The organism is Maribacter sp. R86514 (assembly GCF_044597005.1).
In the GTDB taxonomy this organism is placed as follows: Bacteria; Bacteroidota; Bacteroidia; order Flavobacteriales; family Flavobacteriaceae; genus Maribacter.
The window spans coordinates 1,671,262-1,686,356 of the sequence record NZ_CP138999.1; the positions used below are offsets into that span (position 1 = coordinate 1,671,262).

The 15,095-nt window shown below is 35.6% G+C and carries 15 protein-coding genes; 5 read left to right on the top strand and 10 right to left on the bottom strand.

All coding sequences use genetic code 11. The features are described from left to right. Positions 1-11 precede the first annotated feature (11 nt). The 3 genes from SJY30_RS07425 to SJY30_RS07435 all read left to right on the top strand — a co-directional run bounded on the left by SJY30_RS07425 (position 12) and on the right by SJY30_RS07435 (position 5,540). Positions 12-1,079 (top strand): DUF3810 domain-containing protein, encoded by a 1,068-nt coding sequence (locus SJY30_RS07425; protein ID WP_396634934.1) that lies wholly within the window; start codon positions 12-14, stop codon positions 1,077-1,079. A 174-nt stretch (positions 1,080-1,253) separates the two neighbouring features. Further along, a complete protein-coding gene (locus SJY30_RS07430) occupies positions 1,254-4,208 on the top strand; it encodes an amidohydrolase family protein (protein WP_396634935.1) in 2,955 nt (984 codons plus the stop codon). A gap of 39 nt (positions 4,209-4,247) precedes the next feature. Further along, positions 4,248-5,540 carry an amidohydrolase family protein gene (locus tag SJY30_RS07435; protein ID WP_396634936.1) on the top strand — a complete coding sequence of 431 codons (1,293 nt, stop codon included), beginning with the start codon at positions 4,248-4,250 and terminating at the stop codon, positions 5,538-5,540. Positions 5,541-5,620: 80 nt separating this feature from the next. Here the strand turns inward: SJY30_RS07435 and SJY30_RS07440 are convergent, their stop codons facing one another. The 10 genes from SJY30_RS07440 to SJY30_RS07485 form a co-directional block, all read right to left on the bottom strand. Continuing rightward, positions 5,621-6,028 carry a hypothetical protein gene (locus SJY30_RS07440; RefSeq protein WP_396634937.1) on the bottom strand — a complete coding sequence of 136 codons (408 nt, stop codon included), beginning with the start codon at positions 6,026-6,028 and terminating at the stop codon, positions 5,621-5,623. Between the two features lie 21 nt (positions 6,029-6,049). After that, on the bottom strand, positions 6,050-7,240 hold the full coding sequence (locus SJY30_RS07445) for a molybdopterin molybdotransferase MoeA (RefSeq protein ID WP_396634938.1): 1,191 nt from the start codon (positions 7,238-7,240) through the stop codon (positions 6,050-6,052). Between the two features lie 65 nt (positions 7,241-7,305). Beyond that, a complete protein-coding gene (locus SJY30_RS07450) occupies positions 7,306-8,082 on the bottom strand; it encodes a sulfite exporter TauE/SafE family protein (protein ID WP_396634939.1) in 777 nt (258 codons plus the stop codon). Beyond that, positions 8,066-9,139 carry a molybdopterin-synthase adenylyltransferase MoeB gene (moeB, locus tag SJY30_RS07455; RefSeq protein WP_396634940.1) on the bottom strand — a complete coding sequence of 358 codons (1,074 nt, stop codon included), beginning with the start codon at positions 9,137-9,139 and terminating at the stop codon, positions 8,066-8,068. Before moeB ends, SJY30_RS07450 begins: the two co-directional genes overlap by 17 nt. Next, positions 9,136-9,729 (bottom strand): NTP transferase domain-containing protein, encoded by a 594-nt coding sequence (locus tag SJY30_RS07460; RefSeq protein ID WP_396634941.1) that lies wholly within the window; start codon positions 9,727-9,729, stop codon positions 9,136-9,138. The genes moeB and SJY30_RS07460 overlap by 4 nt, the downstream gene beginning before the upstream one ends. After that, positions 9,713-10,186: a cyclic pyranopterin monophosphate synthase MoaC gene (moaC, locus tag SJY30_RS07465; protein ID WP_396634942.1), complete on the bottom strand. Its 474-nt coding sequence runs from the start codon at positions 10,184-10,186 to the stop codon at positions 9,713-9,715. The genes SJY30_RS07460 and moaC overlap by 17 nt, the downstream gene beginning before the upstream one ends. Further along, a complete protein-coding gene (moaA, locus tag SJY30_RS07470) occupies positions 10,186-11,169 on the bottom strand; it encodes a GTP 3',8-cyclase MoaA (RefSeq protein WP_396634943.1) in 984 nt (327 codons plus the stop codon). The genes moaC and moaA overlap by 1 nt, the downstream gene beginning before the upstream one ends. A 176-nt stretch (positions 11,170-11,345) precedes the next feature. Further along, positions 11,346-11,762 (bottom strand): molybdenum cofactor biosynthesis protein MoaE, encoded by a 417-nt coding sequence (locus tag SJY30_RS07475; protein WP_036153382.1) that lies wholly within the window; start codon positions 11,760-11,762, stop codon positions 11,346-11,348. Continuing rightward, positions 11,762-12,001, bottom strand: coding sequence for a MoaD/ThiS family protein (locus tag SJY30_RS07480; protein WP_036153379.1), 240 nt, complete (start codon positions 11,999-12,001; stop codon positions 11,762-11,764). Before SJY30_RS07480 ends, SJY30_RS07475 begins: the two co-directional genes overlap by 1 nt. A 100-nt stretch (positions 12,002-12,101) precedes the next feature. Further along, complete coding sequence (locus tag SJY30_RS07485) at positions 12,102-12,896, bottom strand: hypothetical protein (RefSeq protein WP_396634944.1); 795 nt, start codon at positions 12,894-12,896, stop codon at positions 12,102-12,104. Positions 12,897-12,983: 87 nt separating this feature from the next. On the opposite strand from SJY30_RS07485, the gene SJY30_RS07490 reads away from it, so the two are divergent. Beyond that, positions 12,984-13,787, top strand: coding sequence for a TrmH family RNA methyltransferase (locus tag SJY30_RS07490; protein WP_396634945.1), 804 nt, complete (start codon positions 12,984-12,986; stop codon positions 13,785-13,787). A gap of 45 nt (positions 13,788-13,832) precedes the next feature. After that, positions 13,833-15,065, top strand: coding sequence for a M48 family metallopeptidase (locus tag SJY30_RS07495; RefSeq protein ID WP_396634946.1), 1,233 nt, complete (start codon positions 13,833-13,835; stop codon positions 15,063-15,065). Positions 15,066-15,095 lie beyond the last annotated feature (30 nt).

Below are 15,095 nucleotides of genomic sequence, written 5' to 3' on the forward strand. Positions count from 1 at the left end.
TTTTTGAGATAATGAAGATATCTTTAAAGAATGCCATTGTAATTTCATTGATTCCCCAAATTATAGTTGTAAAATGGCTAGGTACGCGGTCAGACTTAGTTGAAAAATACTATAGTAACGGATTATATCCTATAATTTCTAAATTCTTTAGACTACTATTGGGATGGATACCCTTTTCAGTAGGTGATATCATTTACTTCGTGTTAATAGTACTTGCACTCCTTTACCTAATTAAAAACAGAAAATACATTTGGCGAAATAAACTGAAATTTACAGAGAATGTAGCCATGGTACTGTCCGTAGCTTATTTCACATTTCATGTGATGTGGGGTTTAAATTATTATAGGGAACCGCTAGCTAAAAAACTGGAATTAACACCTAATAAAGATTATCAAGACTTACTTGAATTCACAGAACGGTTAATTCAAAAAACGAACGAAACACAGGTAACTATCACAAATGACTCAAGTTTAGCAGTCAAAATTCCGTATTCTCAAAAGGAGATTTTCAATAAAACAATTCAAGGTTACGACCATTTAAAAACGATACATCCATTTTTAGCTTACGATACACCAAGCATTAAAAAATCATTATTCAGTACCGGCCTAACATATATGGGCTACGCCGGATATTTAAATCCGTTTACCAACGAAGCTCAAGTAAACGATTTACTGCCCAACTTTAGATTTCCCTTTGTTGCCGGTCATGAAGTTGGTCATCAGTTGGGATATTCCGCAGAAAACGAAACAAACTTTATAGGTTATTTGGTTACTTCTAATAACGAAGATGACTATTTTAAATATGCAGCTTATGCCTATGGCTTAGGCTATTGTCTAAATGATATTAGACGATCGGACAAAAAAGATTTCGACAGATTAATGCTTCAGCTAAACGCTGGTGTTAAAAGCAACTTTCAAGAAATGGCTATTTTTTGGAACTCTTATGAAAACCCTATGGAACCCGTATTTAAATCTGTTTTTGATACGTTCCTAAAAGCTAATAATCAAAAAGAAGGAATTAAAAGTTATAGCGCCGTTGTACTCTTTTTAGTAGCCTATCACAAAGATCATCAACTTTAAAATAGGTTTAGAACTTCGCGATCCTAAAGCGATATATTAGTCTTTCCTTTAATATTTTAAGAAAATAATGGCTATTCTCAATTACTGCCAATTCAATTGTTAAAGAAAAGTGAAACAGACCGAATTTACTATAGAATCCGAGTATTTTTAAAACACTAATTCAAACCAAACATAATGAAAAAACTATTTTTTGCGCTATGCCTACTCGGGTATGGCTCATTATTAAATGCACAAGATTATTTCCCAGAAAACGCTGGGGTAAAAGTCAACAATAACAACTACACGGCTTTTACGAATGCAAAAATCTTCGTAACCCCAACACAAGTAATTGAAAAGGGAACATTATTAATTCAACACGGTAAAGTAGTTAGCGCTTCAAGTACCGTTAGCATTCCAAAAAATGCTGTTGTTATCGATTTAGATGGAAAATCTATTTACCCTTCCTTCATTGATGTGTACTCTAAATTTGGCGTAGAGCAAGCAAAGAAGAAACCGGGCGGAGGCAGATCTACCCAATACGAACCTTCTAGAGAGGGCTATTACTGGAACGACCATATCATGCCAGAAAACAAAGCAATTGAAAAATTCACTTATGATGACAAGGAAGCCAAAATACTTCGTGAAGCTGGTTTTGGTGTCGTTAACTCTCACATTCAAGATGGTATTGCCAGAGGTACCGGTGTGCTTATTGCTCTAAATGGAAACGGAACTAATGCAAACAGAATTCTAGAGGACCGTTCTGCACAGTATTTTTCTTTAAGCAGGAGTATTGCCAAAGGGCAATCTTACCCTGGTTCATTAATGGGAACATTGGCGCTGTTGAGACAAATGTATAGTGATGCCAACTGGTATGCTAAAGGCAATGCGTCTACTACTGACCTTTCTTTGGAAGCACTTAATGAGAATAAAAGTTTGGTTCAAATTTTTGAAGCAAAAGATAAATCCCATGATTTACGTGCCGATAAGATAGGAGATGCCAATGGTATACAATACACCATTTTAGGTGGCGGTAATGAATTTGAGCGTATTGAAGAAATAAAAGCTACCAATGCAAAATTCATTTTACCACTTAACTTTCCAGACGCTTACGATGTTTCTAATCCGTATGCCGTAGGGTATGTTTCTTTACAAGATATGCGCTATTGGAACCAAGCTCCTTCTAACCCAAAGGTATTGGCAGAAAACGGAATTCAGTTTTCACTGACTACCCATGATTTAAAATCACCGGCTAAATTTAAAGCGAAGTTGATGAAAGCCATTGAATACGGACTTTCCTCTACCAAAGCGCTAGAAGCTTTAACCACTGTACCTGCGCAAATATTAGGAAAATCAAATGAAATAGGTTCTTTAAAAACAGGTGCTCTTGCCAACTTCTTAATAACTTCAGGTGATGTTTTTGATAAATCTACTACACTATATGAAAACTGGGTTCAAGGCACAAAAAGTGTTGTTAATTCAATGGATTCAAAAGACATTCGTGGAGATTACAACTTAACCATTCAAGGAAAATCTTATGATGTTTCTATAACAGGAGAAATCTCTAAACCTAAAATTGAGGTAAAACAAGACACTTCAAAATTGTCTTCTAAAATAGCATATAAAGACAATTGGGTAACTATGTCATTTGCTACAGATAAAGGTGAAAAAACATATAGAATGATAGGTGCAGTTACTAAAGCATCGGACAATCTAACTGGTCGCTTGGTATTACCTGATGGTACAGAGTCGCAATTCACGGCAACCAAATCCAAATCTTTCACAGAAAAAGAAGCTGAGAAAATAGACAAGGACAAAACAATAAAAGTAATGCCGGTTACCTTCCCTAATGTAGGGTATGGATTCGCATCAAAACCAAAAGCACAAAACACATTGTTCAAAAATGCTACGGTATGGACAAGCGAAGATGCTGGAATTTTAGAAAATACCGATGTTCTTGTTAAAAACGGAAAAATTGTCAAAATAGGAAAAGATTTAAACGCTGGTGGCGCAACAGTTATTGATGCTACAGGCAAACATTTAACTGCTGGTATCATTGACGAACATAGTCATATTGCAGCTTTAGCCGTAAACGAAGCTGGTCAAAACAGTTCTGCCGAAGTTAAAATGGAAGATGTGGTAGACCCAGAACATATGGGTATTTATCGCTCTCTTGCAGGTGGTGTTACATCACTACAATTACTACATGGTTCTGCAAACCCAATTGGTGGTAGATCTGCCATATTGAAATTAAAATGGGGCGAAGAAGCAGACGGATTAATATATGACAACTCACCTAAGTTCATCAAATTCGCACTTGGTGAAAATGTAAAACAAAGTAACTGGGGCAGCTTCTCTCGTTTCCCACAGACACGTATGGGTGTTGAACAGTTATACATGAACTATTTTCAAAGGGCAAAAGAGTATGACACCAAAAAGAAAAACGGTGAGCCTTACCGTTATGATGAGGAAATGGAAGTATTGGCTGAAATCATAAACGGAGAACGATTTATTTCTTGTCACTCTTATGTACAAAGCGAGATCAATATGATGATGAAAGTTGCTGAACACTTTGGCTTCAGAATTAATACCTTCACTCATATCTTAGAAGGGTACAAAGTAGCCGATAAAATGGCGGAACATGGTGTTGGTGCCGGTACTTTTAGCGACTGGTGGGCATACAAATTCGAAGTAAACGACGCTATACCTTACAATGCTGCTATCATGCAACAGCAAGGTGTTGTTACGGCAATTAATAGTGATGACCGCGAAATGATCAGAAGATTAAATCAAGAAGCTGCAAAAACAATTAAGTATGGTGGCATGACAGAATTAGAAGCTTGGAAAATGGTTACTATCAATCCTGCTAAGCTTTTACATCTAGATAATCGTGTAGGAAGTATTAAAGAAGGTAAAGATGCAGATTTAGTGTTATGGTCTGGTAGTCCACTATCTATTTATACGAAAGCAGAAAAAACAATGATCGAAGGTGTTACTTATTTTGATTTAGAAACGGACAAGAAAAACCGTGAGAAAATCAAAAAAGAAAGAAATGAGTTGGTCACCATGATGCTTAAAGAGAAAAGTAGTGGTAAAAAAACTCAAGGTCCTAAACAGAGTGTAAAAAGAGATTTCACTTGTGAAAGCCTTTAAATCATCAAACTGCATTTCTTAAAATATAAAACAATACAAATGAAAAAATTTATAACCTTAATCATAGCCTTAGCATTGGTCCTACCAGCTTTGGCACAACAAACACCCGGTTCTAAACAAACCGAAGCTATTACTATTGAAGGTGCAACCGCGCATTTAGGTAATGGGGAAGTTATTAAAAGCTCACTTATCATGTTTGAAGATGGTAAAATTACTTTCGTAGGCGACTCTAAAATGAGAATTGCCAGAAAAGGCAAAGTAATAGATGCTACGGGCAAACATGTTTACCCAGGCTTCATTGCCCCTGCAAAAACTTTAGGTCTTGTTGAAATCGATGCCGTAAGAGCATCTAAGGATGAAGATGAGATAGGAGATTTCATACCACATGTAAGAAGTTTAATCGCGTATAATGCAGAATCTAAAGTGGTAGAAAGCATGCGCCCTAATGGAGTTTTGATCGGACAAATTGCACCGTCTGGTGGTAGAATCTCAGGTACATCAAGTATTGTTCAGTTTGATGCTTGGAACTGGGAAGATGCCGCTATTAAAGTAGATGATGGGATTCATTTAAACTGGCCTGCAACTTTTAAGCAAGGTCGTTGGTGGGCTGGCGAAGACCCAGGGTATCACCCCAACAAAGATTATGCTGCACAAACAGAAGCAGTAGTTACATTTTTGAAGACTTCCGCTGCCTATGGTAAATCTACCCCTAAAGAAGTAAACCCAGCTTACGCAGCAATGCAAGGAGTATTTGATGGCAGCCAAAAATTATATGTGCATGCCGATGATGAAAAGCAAATTATAGATGCAATCAACACTTTAAAGTCTAATGGCGCCAAAGAAGTCGTATTAATTGGAGGTTATCATGCCTATAAAATTCCTGAGTTTTTAAAGAGCAATAACATTCCTGTTTTGGTTCAGTACACACACAACCTACCTGTATTTGATGATGATGACTATGATTTACCTTATAAATTACCTAAGTTGTTAGTAGATGCGGGTTTATTAGTAGGAATTCAAAATTCAGATGCAGCGAACTTTCAAACTAGAAACCTACCTTTCTATGCAGGTCAAGCAGCACAGCAAGGTTTGGACAAAGAAATAGCCGTTCAATTATTAACAGGTAATACTGCCAAGATTTTAGGTATAGATGATCTTTATGGAACATTAGAGAATGGCAAAAGTGCCACACTTTTCATATCTGAAGGTGATGCTTTAGAAATGGCCGGAAATCAATTAACACATGTTTTTATTGATGGTAGAACAGTTTCATTAGAAACACACCAAACTGAGCTTTGGAAACGCTATATGGGCAAGTACGAAGGAGAATAGTGATTTTTATAAGTTGATATATCAAAAGAGGCTGTCTACAATTGTAGACAGCCTCTTTGTTATTTACAAAAATGTTGTAATTATTTCTTACCAAGCATATATCCTAGATATGCCATTGGCATATAAGCCACAATAATATCTAAAGCGGTAAACCACATTGGACCGCCCAACATAGCAATATTTGCAGTACCACCAATTAGAAAAAACAAGCCAATAATCAAAGCCATTACCATTTTTCTGGTTGCCGCAATTTTAGTTGCGACGATGGCACCTACTAAAGTTCCCAAAGCATGGGCAAGAAAAGGAAAAATAAAATGCTTGGGTTCAAATAAATGCATGGTGGCCTTTAGTCCTTCCATTGTTGTTATATCACCACCCTCAGGTGGTGGAATTATGGAACCACTAATCATAATAATTCCCATATTTACAATACTACCAACAACTACTCCGGCTATGATCGCCAAAATATTCTTTACTACTGGATTCATATAGAAAAAATTAATTGATTACTATCTGGTTCTTACAAATGGCACAACCTCCCCTACCTCATAATCCGTACTTCTTGGTTCTAGACAGACAAAACCGTCAGCTTTTGCTAAACTTGTTAAATCTCCCGATCCATTTTCGACTACGGGCGTTGCCCAAGATATACCTTCTTTTATTTCAGTACCCACCTGAATAAAACGGGTTAACGGCTGTGTTATTTTAATTGCCACACTTAGCTTAATATACGAATTTTCTAATGGTAGTCCCCAAGAGACCTGCAACCATGGTAAAAAATAGAGATGATAATTGGCAAATGTAGAAACCGGATTCCCTGGAAAAGAAAAAATAACCGTTTTCAATTTTGAGTGAATTCCAAACCAAAATGGCTTACCTGGTCTTTGCAATACTCTATGAAAAACTTTCTCCACACCCAATGATTCCATTACTTCCGGAATAAAATCAAATTTTCCTTTTGAAACTCCGCCACTTAACAAAAGTACATCGTTTTCAGTTAATGCTTTTTCCAATTCATTTTTAATAATTGCTTTATCATCTAACAAATGAAGGGAACTCGCTTCAATTTTAGAATTCATTAATGCTGCTTCAATTGTTAGCATATTAGATTTTCTAATTTGATGTGGTTTGGGAATATCCTCTACCTCTACCAATTCATTACCAGTAGCAATAGTGCAAATTTTAGGATTACCCATAACCTCAACCATAGCTTTCCCAACCGTAGCCATCACTCCGATTTCCGCTGGAGTAATTTTTTTTCCTTTCGATAATAGAAGCGCACCAGCCTTTTCATCACTACCTTGATAATGTATATTCTGACCTTTTTTGACCTTCTCTTTAATTGTAACCTTGTTATCTGCGATAGTGATGTGTTCATACATAACAACAGTATCACAATTTTCAGGCACTACAGCACCCGTCATCACTTCCAAACAATTACTTTTATCTTTTAAAATTTGTTGAACTTCACCAGCGGCAGCAACTCCTTCAACTGCAAAAGAATGACCATTATTCACAAAATCTGAGAACTGAATTGCAATGCCATCTTTGGTTGCCCGATCAAATGGAGGAAAATCCCTATCTGCATAAATATCTTCAGCCAATATTCTATTTAAACTATTTAAAAGTGAAACATTCTCCGTTCCCAAATCAAGAGGATCATCCAACACTTTCTGAAATGCTTCTTTAAATGTAATCATAGAATTAAAGGTAAAACTATTACAAACTATAGCCTTGAAGAATTGTAGCTAATTATTTTAAACTTCTAAAATAACCCGAGTCCATTTACCAACAAGACTCTAATACCCACTACAAACACCAACAAAGCAGTAACCCTTTTAATACCGTTTGCCGAAAGTTTTTTAAGACTGATGCGAATACCTAACTGTCCGCCAAGAAGAACGGCTACAACCAAACAAATAGTTTCTAGCCATGGTAATGACAATGAATTACTGGTTATCAACCCAAATAACCCAGATACAGAATTTACCAAAATGAAGAAACTTGCTAGAGCGGCTATTTTGATGGCTTTATTCCATCGTAAATGATTTAAAATCGGAGCAAGAAAAATTCCTCCACCAATCCCTACTAATCCAGACAAGAACCCAATTCCCGCTCCTAATACATAACTTAAATAATTAGGATAATCTTCAACCTCATTTTTAGATTGGTTTATATTAAAGGTCTGAACTGCCAAGAACAATGCTGATGATATAAGAGAACATCCCAAAATCATAAAAAACACACGCTCTTCTAAACGAAATGTAGCTCCTATATATGCCAACGGAATACTTGCCAAAACAAAGGGTAAAAAATCTTTCCACTTTGCATGATCATTTTTAAAATACAGAAACGTACTACCGGAAACAACTACTAAATTACAAACCAATGCAATTGATCTAATCTCAAAAAAACTAGTTAGAAATAGCGTTAACAAAGCCAAATAGCTAGAGCCACCACCAAAACCTACAGAAGAATAAAGTGTAGCAATGATAAAAAAACCAATGCATAGTATAATTAGTTGCTCAATTGGTATCAACATAATTTTTCATCTGGTTCATACCACCCGTAACGTTAACAAAGTCTTTACCCGGAAATAATTCTTGCAATTTTACTATTGCTTTTTTGCTACGAATACCGGACTGGCAAATTACATAAACCATTTTCTCTAAATTAACCTCAGCGACCCTATCAGTTAACGAACCCAATGGTATATGCTTGGCTTCTTTTAAATGTTGCCTCTGAAACTCTTTATCCGTTCGTACATCTATAAGTTCAATTGAGTTACTTGATAGCAATTTTTGAAGTTCACCGGACTCAATTGATTTTAGCGGAAGTTCACAATCAAACTCGTAGCTAGAAGCTAAGGTTTTAATCTCATTGTTACCAGCTTGCAATTGAAATTTCATTCGTTGCATACGCTGGCTAAGTGTATCAAACAGTAATAAAACACCAGATAACACCTCACCTATATCCGCAATAACCTTTACCACTTCTAAAGCTTGTAGATTACCAATAATTCCAGGCAAAATACCCAAAACGCCATTCTCATTACAGTTAGGCACTGCATCTGCCGACGGCATAGTTGGGAACAAGCAACGGTATGTTGGTCCGCCTTTGTAATTAAAAACACTTACTTGACCTTCAAAAGCGTGTAGTGCCCCATACACATATGGCTTGTCAGCTATTACACAGGCATCATTAATCAAATATCTAGTGGGAAAATTATCCGTAGCATCTACAACTATATCATAATCTTTAATAATATCAAGTGCGTTGGCGGTTGTTAAATAAGACTTGTAAATCTCAATATTGGTTGTAGAATTCTGAGCTGACAACTGTTTCTTTATCGCCTCAACTTTGGAAGTGCCTACCATAGTCTCAGTAAATAAAACTTGACGATGAAGATTAGACAACGAAACTACATCAGCATCAACAATACCCAAAGTACCAACACCCATAGCGTTCAAATAGGTTAAGACAGGAATTCCTAATCCGCCAGCACCTACTACAAGTACTTTTGCCTGATTTAATTTTTGTTGACCTTCAGTTCCAAATCCGTCTAAAGTTATTTGTCTTAGGTAACGTTCCTCGTTCATGGTGCTATTTTTAATAGCGCTTCTTCATACTCTGCTCTAGAATTAGCATTGAGCAATACCTCTTTCTCTTTTGGAAACACCAAGTTGACATCTGAATTTATCAGAAATTTTCTAGGGCAAGAACCATTACCCGCTTCTAGATAAGCAACGGACTTTTGTAAAGCTTCAGGTTCCCAAATAGCACAAAGTGGCTCTGGTAAAGGATCATCAACATCGGCAAAAGCACTTGCTATTTTATCTGAGTTTCTTGCTGCTATTAATTCTTGAAGTGCCTTTTTATCCATTAACGGTAAATCGCAAGCCAGAACTAACCAAGCAACTTCTGGATGAGCTTTATGTGCTGATAGCAATCCATTATATGGTCCACGAAATTCATCGTTATCCACTATAGTTTTAAATGAATCTGAAATTTCTTTCTCTTGATCTTTACGAATACTTAGAAAAGTTTGGTCACAGACTTCATTCAACAAATGGTATAAATGCTCACGTTGCGGAAGATTATGATACGTAATTAAACCTTTATCCTCTCCCATTCTAGTGCTTTTTCCACCTGAAAGTACTAAACCGTATATCTTATCTTTGGAAATCATTCTTCCCTCCTGTTTTTTGTTCTAACTGAATTGCACCGATAACGATGTCTTGTGAAAGAGCCTTACACATATCATAAATAGTTAAGGCAGCGATAGAAACACCGGTTAAGGCTTCCATTTCCACTCCTGTTTTTTCGTTACATTTAACGGTGCATGTAATTCGAAAAGAATCTAAGCCCGGTTCAATTTCAACATTAATTTTTGATAGATTTATTTGATGACATAAGGGTATTAATTCCGATGTTTTCTTTACACCTTGTATCCCAGCAATAACAGCTGTTTGTACAATACTTCCTTTTTTGCCCACAAAATCTTGATCAGATAATGATTTAAAAACTTCTGATGGAAACTTAATAGTTCCACTAGCAATTGCGGTACGTACTGAAGCTATTTTTTGAGAAACGTCTACCATAGTTGCATTCCCAGATTCATCTATATGTGATAATTTTTTTTGCATTATCCTCCTATTGAAGTCATTGAATTACTAAATACGTCTTTATATTTTTCTTGTGCCTCAAAACCTGTTTTAGCACGACTGCCTACAGCCTTTAAAATTTCTTTTTTGATATTTTCTTCCACATCATCAGCTCTCATAATATCTCTTAAATTAGCACTTGCTTTAGCATACAAACAAGTGATAACATCACCGGTCGCTGAAATTCTTAACCGATTACAACTACCACAAAAAGTTCTACTAAAAGAAGGAATAACCCCGAACGTGCCTTTATAACCAGGAATCTTATAATTAATTGAAGTCGATGTTTTTGGTGATTCTAATTTATAATAATCTGGATACTCACTTCTAATATGTTCAAGTATGGTTTTAAAATCCCATTTAATAGTTTGAAATTCTTTTGATCCACCATTAAAAGGCATTTCTTCTAAATACCGAACCGATACATTGTAGTGTTTTGTAAGCTCTAACATAGGTAGAATATCATCTGTATTTTGACCATCTAAAGCAATGAAATTAATACGGACATTAAATCCTTCGGTTATTAAGCGAATCATATTATTATACACCACATCATAATGATCTCGGCGTGTAATACGCTCAAAAGTCTCACGATTAATGGCATCCATACTCACATTAATATTCTTAATGCCCAGTTCTTTCAACTCATCAATATACGGACCAATTAAAGTCGCATTCGTAGTAACAGATATATCATTAAGTCCCTCTAACTTTGATAAGCTTCTTAGCAATACCATTAAATCTTTACGAACAAAAGGTTCGCCACCAGTAATACGTATTTTGTCTATACCTTGAGAAACCACAATCTCACTCAATTTCACCAACTCATCAATGGTAAACAATTTGTCATTTTTAGCAAAATTGATTCCTTCCTCTGGCATGCAATAATTACAACGAAGATTGCAACGGTCTGTAACCGCCAATCTCAAGTAATTAATTGCTCTATTATGGTTGTCTACTAACATATTTTAAATACAAGTTCAAAAATCAAATACAAACTCAAATTCAAATTCAAATTCAAATTCAAGTTAAAAAATCAAGTTCAAGTTCAAGTTCAAAAATAAAACACAAACTCAAGTTCCTCTATTCTCTTTACTCTATTCTCTATTTTCTCTCCTCTAACTTCTCTCTTTTCCAAAAATCACGGATGTGCCGAAACCCACACGGTCTTATTCTTAAATTTCTCTTTCTTCCAGATAGGTACAGTTTCTTTAAGAGTATCGATCAGATATCTACAGGCTTCAAAACACGCATCTCTATGTGCAGATGATGCACCTACAACCACAACGGGTTCTTCAACACCCTTTTCACCAACCGCATGTCTCATGACCACTTTATTCAATGACCATTTCTCTAGGGCGCTGTCAGCAATTTTCTCCATTTCTTTAAGCGCCATCGTTTTATAAGTTTCAAACTCCAAAGCAACTACTTCTTCGTTATTTGTAAACTCACGTACAGCACCTACAAAAACACAGATTCCCCCGCTATTGGCATCGCTTAATTCAGCATACACCTTAGCCGTATCAATTTCATCGACTATCTCAATTACTTTCTTCATTAGCCTCCGCTTACTGGTGGTATAATGGCAATTTCTTCATTGCCAATTAATGTTACATTATCATCGGCATATTCACTATTTACAGCTACAGCCAATGAATTTAATTTTGAAAATTCAGGATAAGAATCAATCAGTTGTTTTTTAAGTTCGGCAACATTTACAGGCTTAAATTCATCAGAAAAATTAATTTCAGAGCTACCTACGATATCTTTTGTTATGCCAAAAAAAAGTACATTCATATCCCATTAAAATTAGATAAATTCCAAGTTAGGTATAAAAAATAAGGTGCCATAAAAATGGCACCTATTTTAAAAAAATTATATGATTTTGAGAAACTCCTTACTCCACAATTACAGCATTCTCAGGTTTAGAATAAAAACCGTTTGGCTTAGCCTCTGTAGATAGCGTAGCATTTTCAAAGTTTACGGTTTTAGCCGGTCCTTTTACTTCACCTTGTTCAACTTTATGCCATGTAATCGATTTTGGCAATAAAACGGCATCAACCTTTACCCAATCATTATAACTGATCCAATTAATTTTCTTAGATGGCTCACCACTAAAATACGTCATCGTATAACCCAACCATCTCATTTCAAAGGTCTCTGCATCATAATGAATATAGTATTCATCTGTAGAAGAAGCCCCTATTCCACTATTATAAGAAATTTTATATCCCGGGTATGAAACCCCGTCATATACCAAAGCATCGACTTCTTCATATTTTATTCCGTCATCAGACAATACAAATGGCATTGCATAGAAGTAAAACATTAAATTATGATAGAACTTAGGCTTACCTTCATAGTCACCTGTGTTATCTAAAAGCCAAACTTCAGCACCATCAAAACCAATTGTGTATGCTGGGGTAGAAATTTTATCGAATCTTTTATGAAGATCAATAGTCTGTAATTCGTTGAACTTTTCGTTAGGCATTTCAAAATTTAACGTTTTGTATCCCTTCCAAGCATTTAGTCCGCCATGAGCTTCAAATACTTTATTCAATTCCGCAGGATATTTATCTAAATTCACTTGTGTTGCAATTTCTTCAGCAGCTTCTGTAATGGTTTCTTTTTTAGGAACTTCTTTACATGAAAATATTGCCAAGGCTAAAACTAAAAGGTAAAATTTATTCATAATGTTAATTGATTATTTATTGTTTTTTGAAATCCGTTAGTCGAGAAACTACAAGAGACTTACTAAATTGAACTATTTTTGTATTTCATGCAAGCAACAAAACACATAAGTAGCGCCCAAAACCCACTGATAAAGAAGGTTTTACTATTAAAAGAGAAATCTAGGGAGCGCAAAAAAACAGGACTTTTCGTCTTAGAAGGGCTGCGTGAATTACAGATTGCGAGCAATGCAGGGTATGGTATAAATACCATTCTATACTGCGAAACCATTTTAGAAAACACAGCTATAATACAGTCCTTCAGCAGTGATCAACTCATATCCGTAACCCTAGATGTATACAAAAAATTAGCTTATAGAGACACTACGGAAGGCATCATTGCTATTGCGAAAAGTAAAGACCACGAGCTCTCATCTTTAAAATTCAAGACTAAAAATCCGCTAGTGTTAATCGCCGAAGCACCTGAAAAACCAGGTAACATAGGTGCACTGCTAAGAACGGCAGACGCTGCAAATTTAGATGCTGTCTTAATTGCCAATCCAAAAACCGATTTATATAATCCGAATATTATAAGATCAAGTGTGGGTTGTATTTTTTCAAGGGATGTTAAAATAGGCAGCACAACAGAAGTTATATCCTTTTTAAAAAAAGAAGGATTTCAGATATTTTGCGCTTCACTATCGGCATCCAAAGATTATACGACGGTTGATTATAAAAATCCCACAGCAATAGTAGTAGGTACCGAACATTCTGGACTAAGTGAAGAATGGCTTACGAACAGCACACAGAACATTATTATACCAATGGAAGGCGAGATAGATTCCATGAACGTTTCGGTCTCTGCGGCAATACTTATCTTTGAAGCCAAGCGTCAGCGAAAAATAAACCAGTAAAATATATACTTTTTATAGTACCGTTTTCGTTTGCAACTACACTATATGGATAATACATTCGTCTTTTATTGTATCCTTTTCATTTTGATAGCGGAGTTTATACTTGCTACGGTAATGAATTACTTAAACGCACAGCGATTTAAAGACCCTATACCAGAGGATTTAAACGATGTTTATAATACAGAGGAATATGAAAAATCTCAAGCCTACAAACTCACCAATTATAAATTTGGTGTTTTTACATCAGTTTTTTCATTGTTATTGATGCTAACCTTTTTATTGTTTGGCGGATTTGCCTATGTCGATAGCATTGCACAAAACCAGAGCGATAACATTATCGTACAGGCATTGGTATTCTTCGGTATCATTATGATCGGAAGCGATATTATCAATATTCCTTTTTCTTACTACCAAACATTTGTAATCGAAGAAAGATTTGGGTTTAACAAAACAACGATATCGACTTTTTTTTTAGATAAATTAAAACAATGGACTATGACCATAATCGTAGGTGGTGGAATTCTATCTTTGGTCATTTGGTTTTTTCAATGGGCAGGTACCAACTTTTGGCTATATACGTGGGCATTGGTTGCAGCATTCACGTTGTTCATGAATGTATTTTACAGCAAGCTAATTGTACCATTGTTTAATAAGCAAGAACCTTTGGAAGCTGGTAGTTTAAAAGAAAAAATTGAAAACTACGCTGCACAAGTAGGTTTTGATCTACAAAATATATTTGTAATTAACGGATCAAAACGATCCACAAAAGCCAACGCATATTTTTCAGGATTTGGCAAGGAAAAGCGAGTAACCTTATATGACACTTTAATTAATGATTTGGAGGAAGAAGAGATTGTAGCCGTATTGGCACATGAAATAGGTCATTACAAAAGAAAACATATCATATATAATCTAGCAACTTCAATTCTACTTACAGGATTAATGCTATTGTTACTATCGTTATTTATTAATAACCCAGAAGTTTCGTTGGCAATTGGTGTAGACAGACCTAGTTTTCACGCAGCCTTAATAGGTTTTGGAATATTATATAGTCCCATTTCAGAAATAACGGGCTTGCTAATGAATCATTTTTCAAGAAAATTCGAGTACCAGGCAGATGACTATGCAAAAGACACATATGCAGCCTTACCATTGGTCACTTCTTTGAAAAAGTTATCAAAAAACAGTCTTAGCAACCTTACACCGCACCCAGCATATGTATTTATGCACTATTCTCACCCACCGCTTATCGATCGCATACGTAATTTAAAGGCATAATTTTTGTTGTGCATCATATAAGATTATCTT

What these genes read in the sequence shown, in the direction of transcription:
- SJY30_RS07425 (WP_396634934.1), top strand. Translation starts at nt 12, where the DNA reads ATGAAGATATCTTTAAAGAATGCCATTGTAATTTCATTGATTCCCCAA.
- SJY30_RS07430 (WP_396634935.1), top strand. Translation starts at nt 1,254, where the DNA reads ATGAAAAAACTATTTTTTGCGCTATGCCTACTCGGGTATGGCTCATTA.
- SJY30_RS07435 (WP_396634936.1), top strand. Translation starts at nt 4,248, where the DNA reads ATGAAAAAATTTATAACCTTAATCATAGCCTTAGCATTGGTCCTACCA.
- SJY30_RS07440 (WP_396634937.1), bottom strand. Translation starts at nt 6,028, where the DNA reads ATGAATCCAGTAGTAAAGAATATTTTGGCGATCATAGCCGGAGTAGTT.
- SJY30_RS07445 (WP_396634938.1), bottom strand. Translation starts at nt 7,240, where the DNA reads ATGATTACATTTAAAGAAGCATTTCAGAAAGTGTTGGATGATCCTCTT.
- SJY30_RS07450 (WP_396634939.1), bottom strand. Translation starts at nt 8,082, where the DNA reads ATGTTGATACCAATTGAGCAACTAATTATACTATGCATTGGTTTTTTT.
- moeB (WP_396634940.1), bottom strand. Translation starts at nt 9,139, where the DNA reads ATGAACGAGGAACGTTACCTAAGACAAATAACTTTAGACGGATTTGGA.
- SJY30_RS07460 (WP_396634941.1), bottom strand. Translation starts at nt 9,729, where the DNA reads ATGATTTCCAAAGATAAGATATACGGTTTAGTACTTTCAGGTGGAAAA.
- moaC (WP_396634942.1), bottom strand. Translation starts at nt 10,186, where the DNA reads ATGCAAAAAAAATTATCACATATAGATGAATCTGGGAATGCAACTATG.
- moaA (WP_396634943.1), bottom strand. Translation starts at nt 11,169, where the DNA reads ATGTTAGTAGACAACCATAATAGAGCAATTAATTACTTGAGATTGGCG.
- SJY30_RS07475 (WP_036153382.1), bottom strand. Translation starts at nt 11,762, where the DNA reads ATGAAGAAAGTAATTGAGATAGTCGATGAAATTGATACGGCTAAGGTG.
- SJY30_RS07480 (WP_036153379.1), bottom strand. Translation starts at nt 12,001, where the DNA reads ATGAATGTACTTTTTTTTGGCATAACAAAAGATATCGTAGGTAGCTCT.
- SJY30_RS07485 (WP_396634944.1), bottom strand. Translation starts at nt 12,896, where the DNA reads ATGAATAAATTTTACCTTTTAGTTTTAGCCTTGGCAATATTTTCATGT.
- SJY30_RS07490 (WP_396634945.1), top strand. Translation starts at nt 12,984, where the DNA reads ATGCAAGCAACAAAACACATAAGTAGCGCCCAAAACCCACTGATAAAG.
- SJY30_RS07495 (WP_396634946.1), top strand. Translation starts at nt 13,833, where the DNA reads ATGGATAATACATTCGTCTTTTATTGTATCCTTTTCATTTTGATAGCG.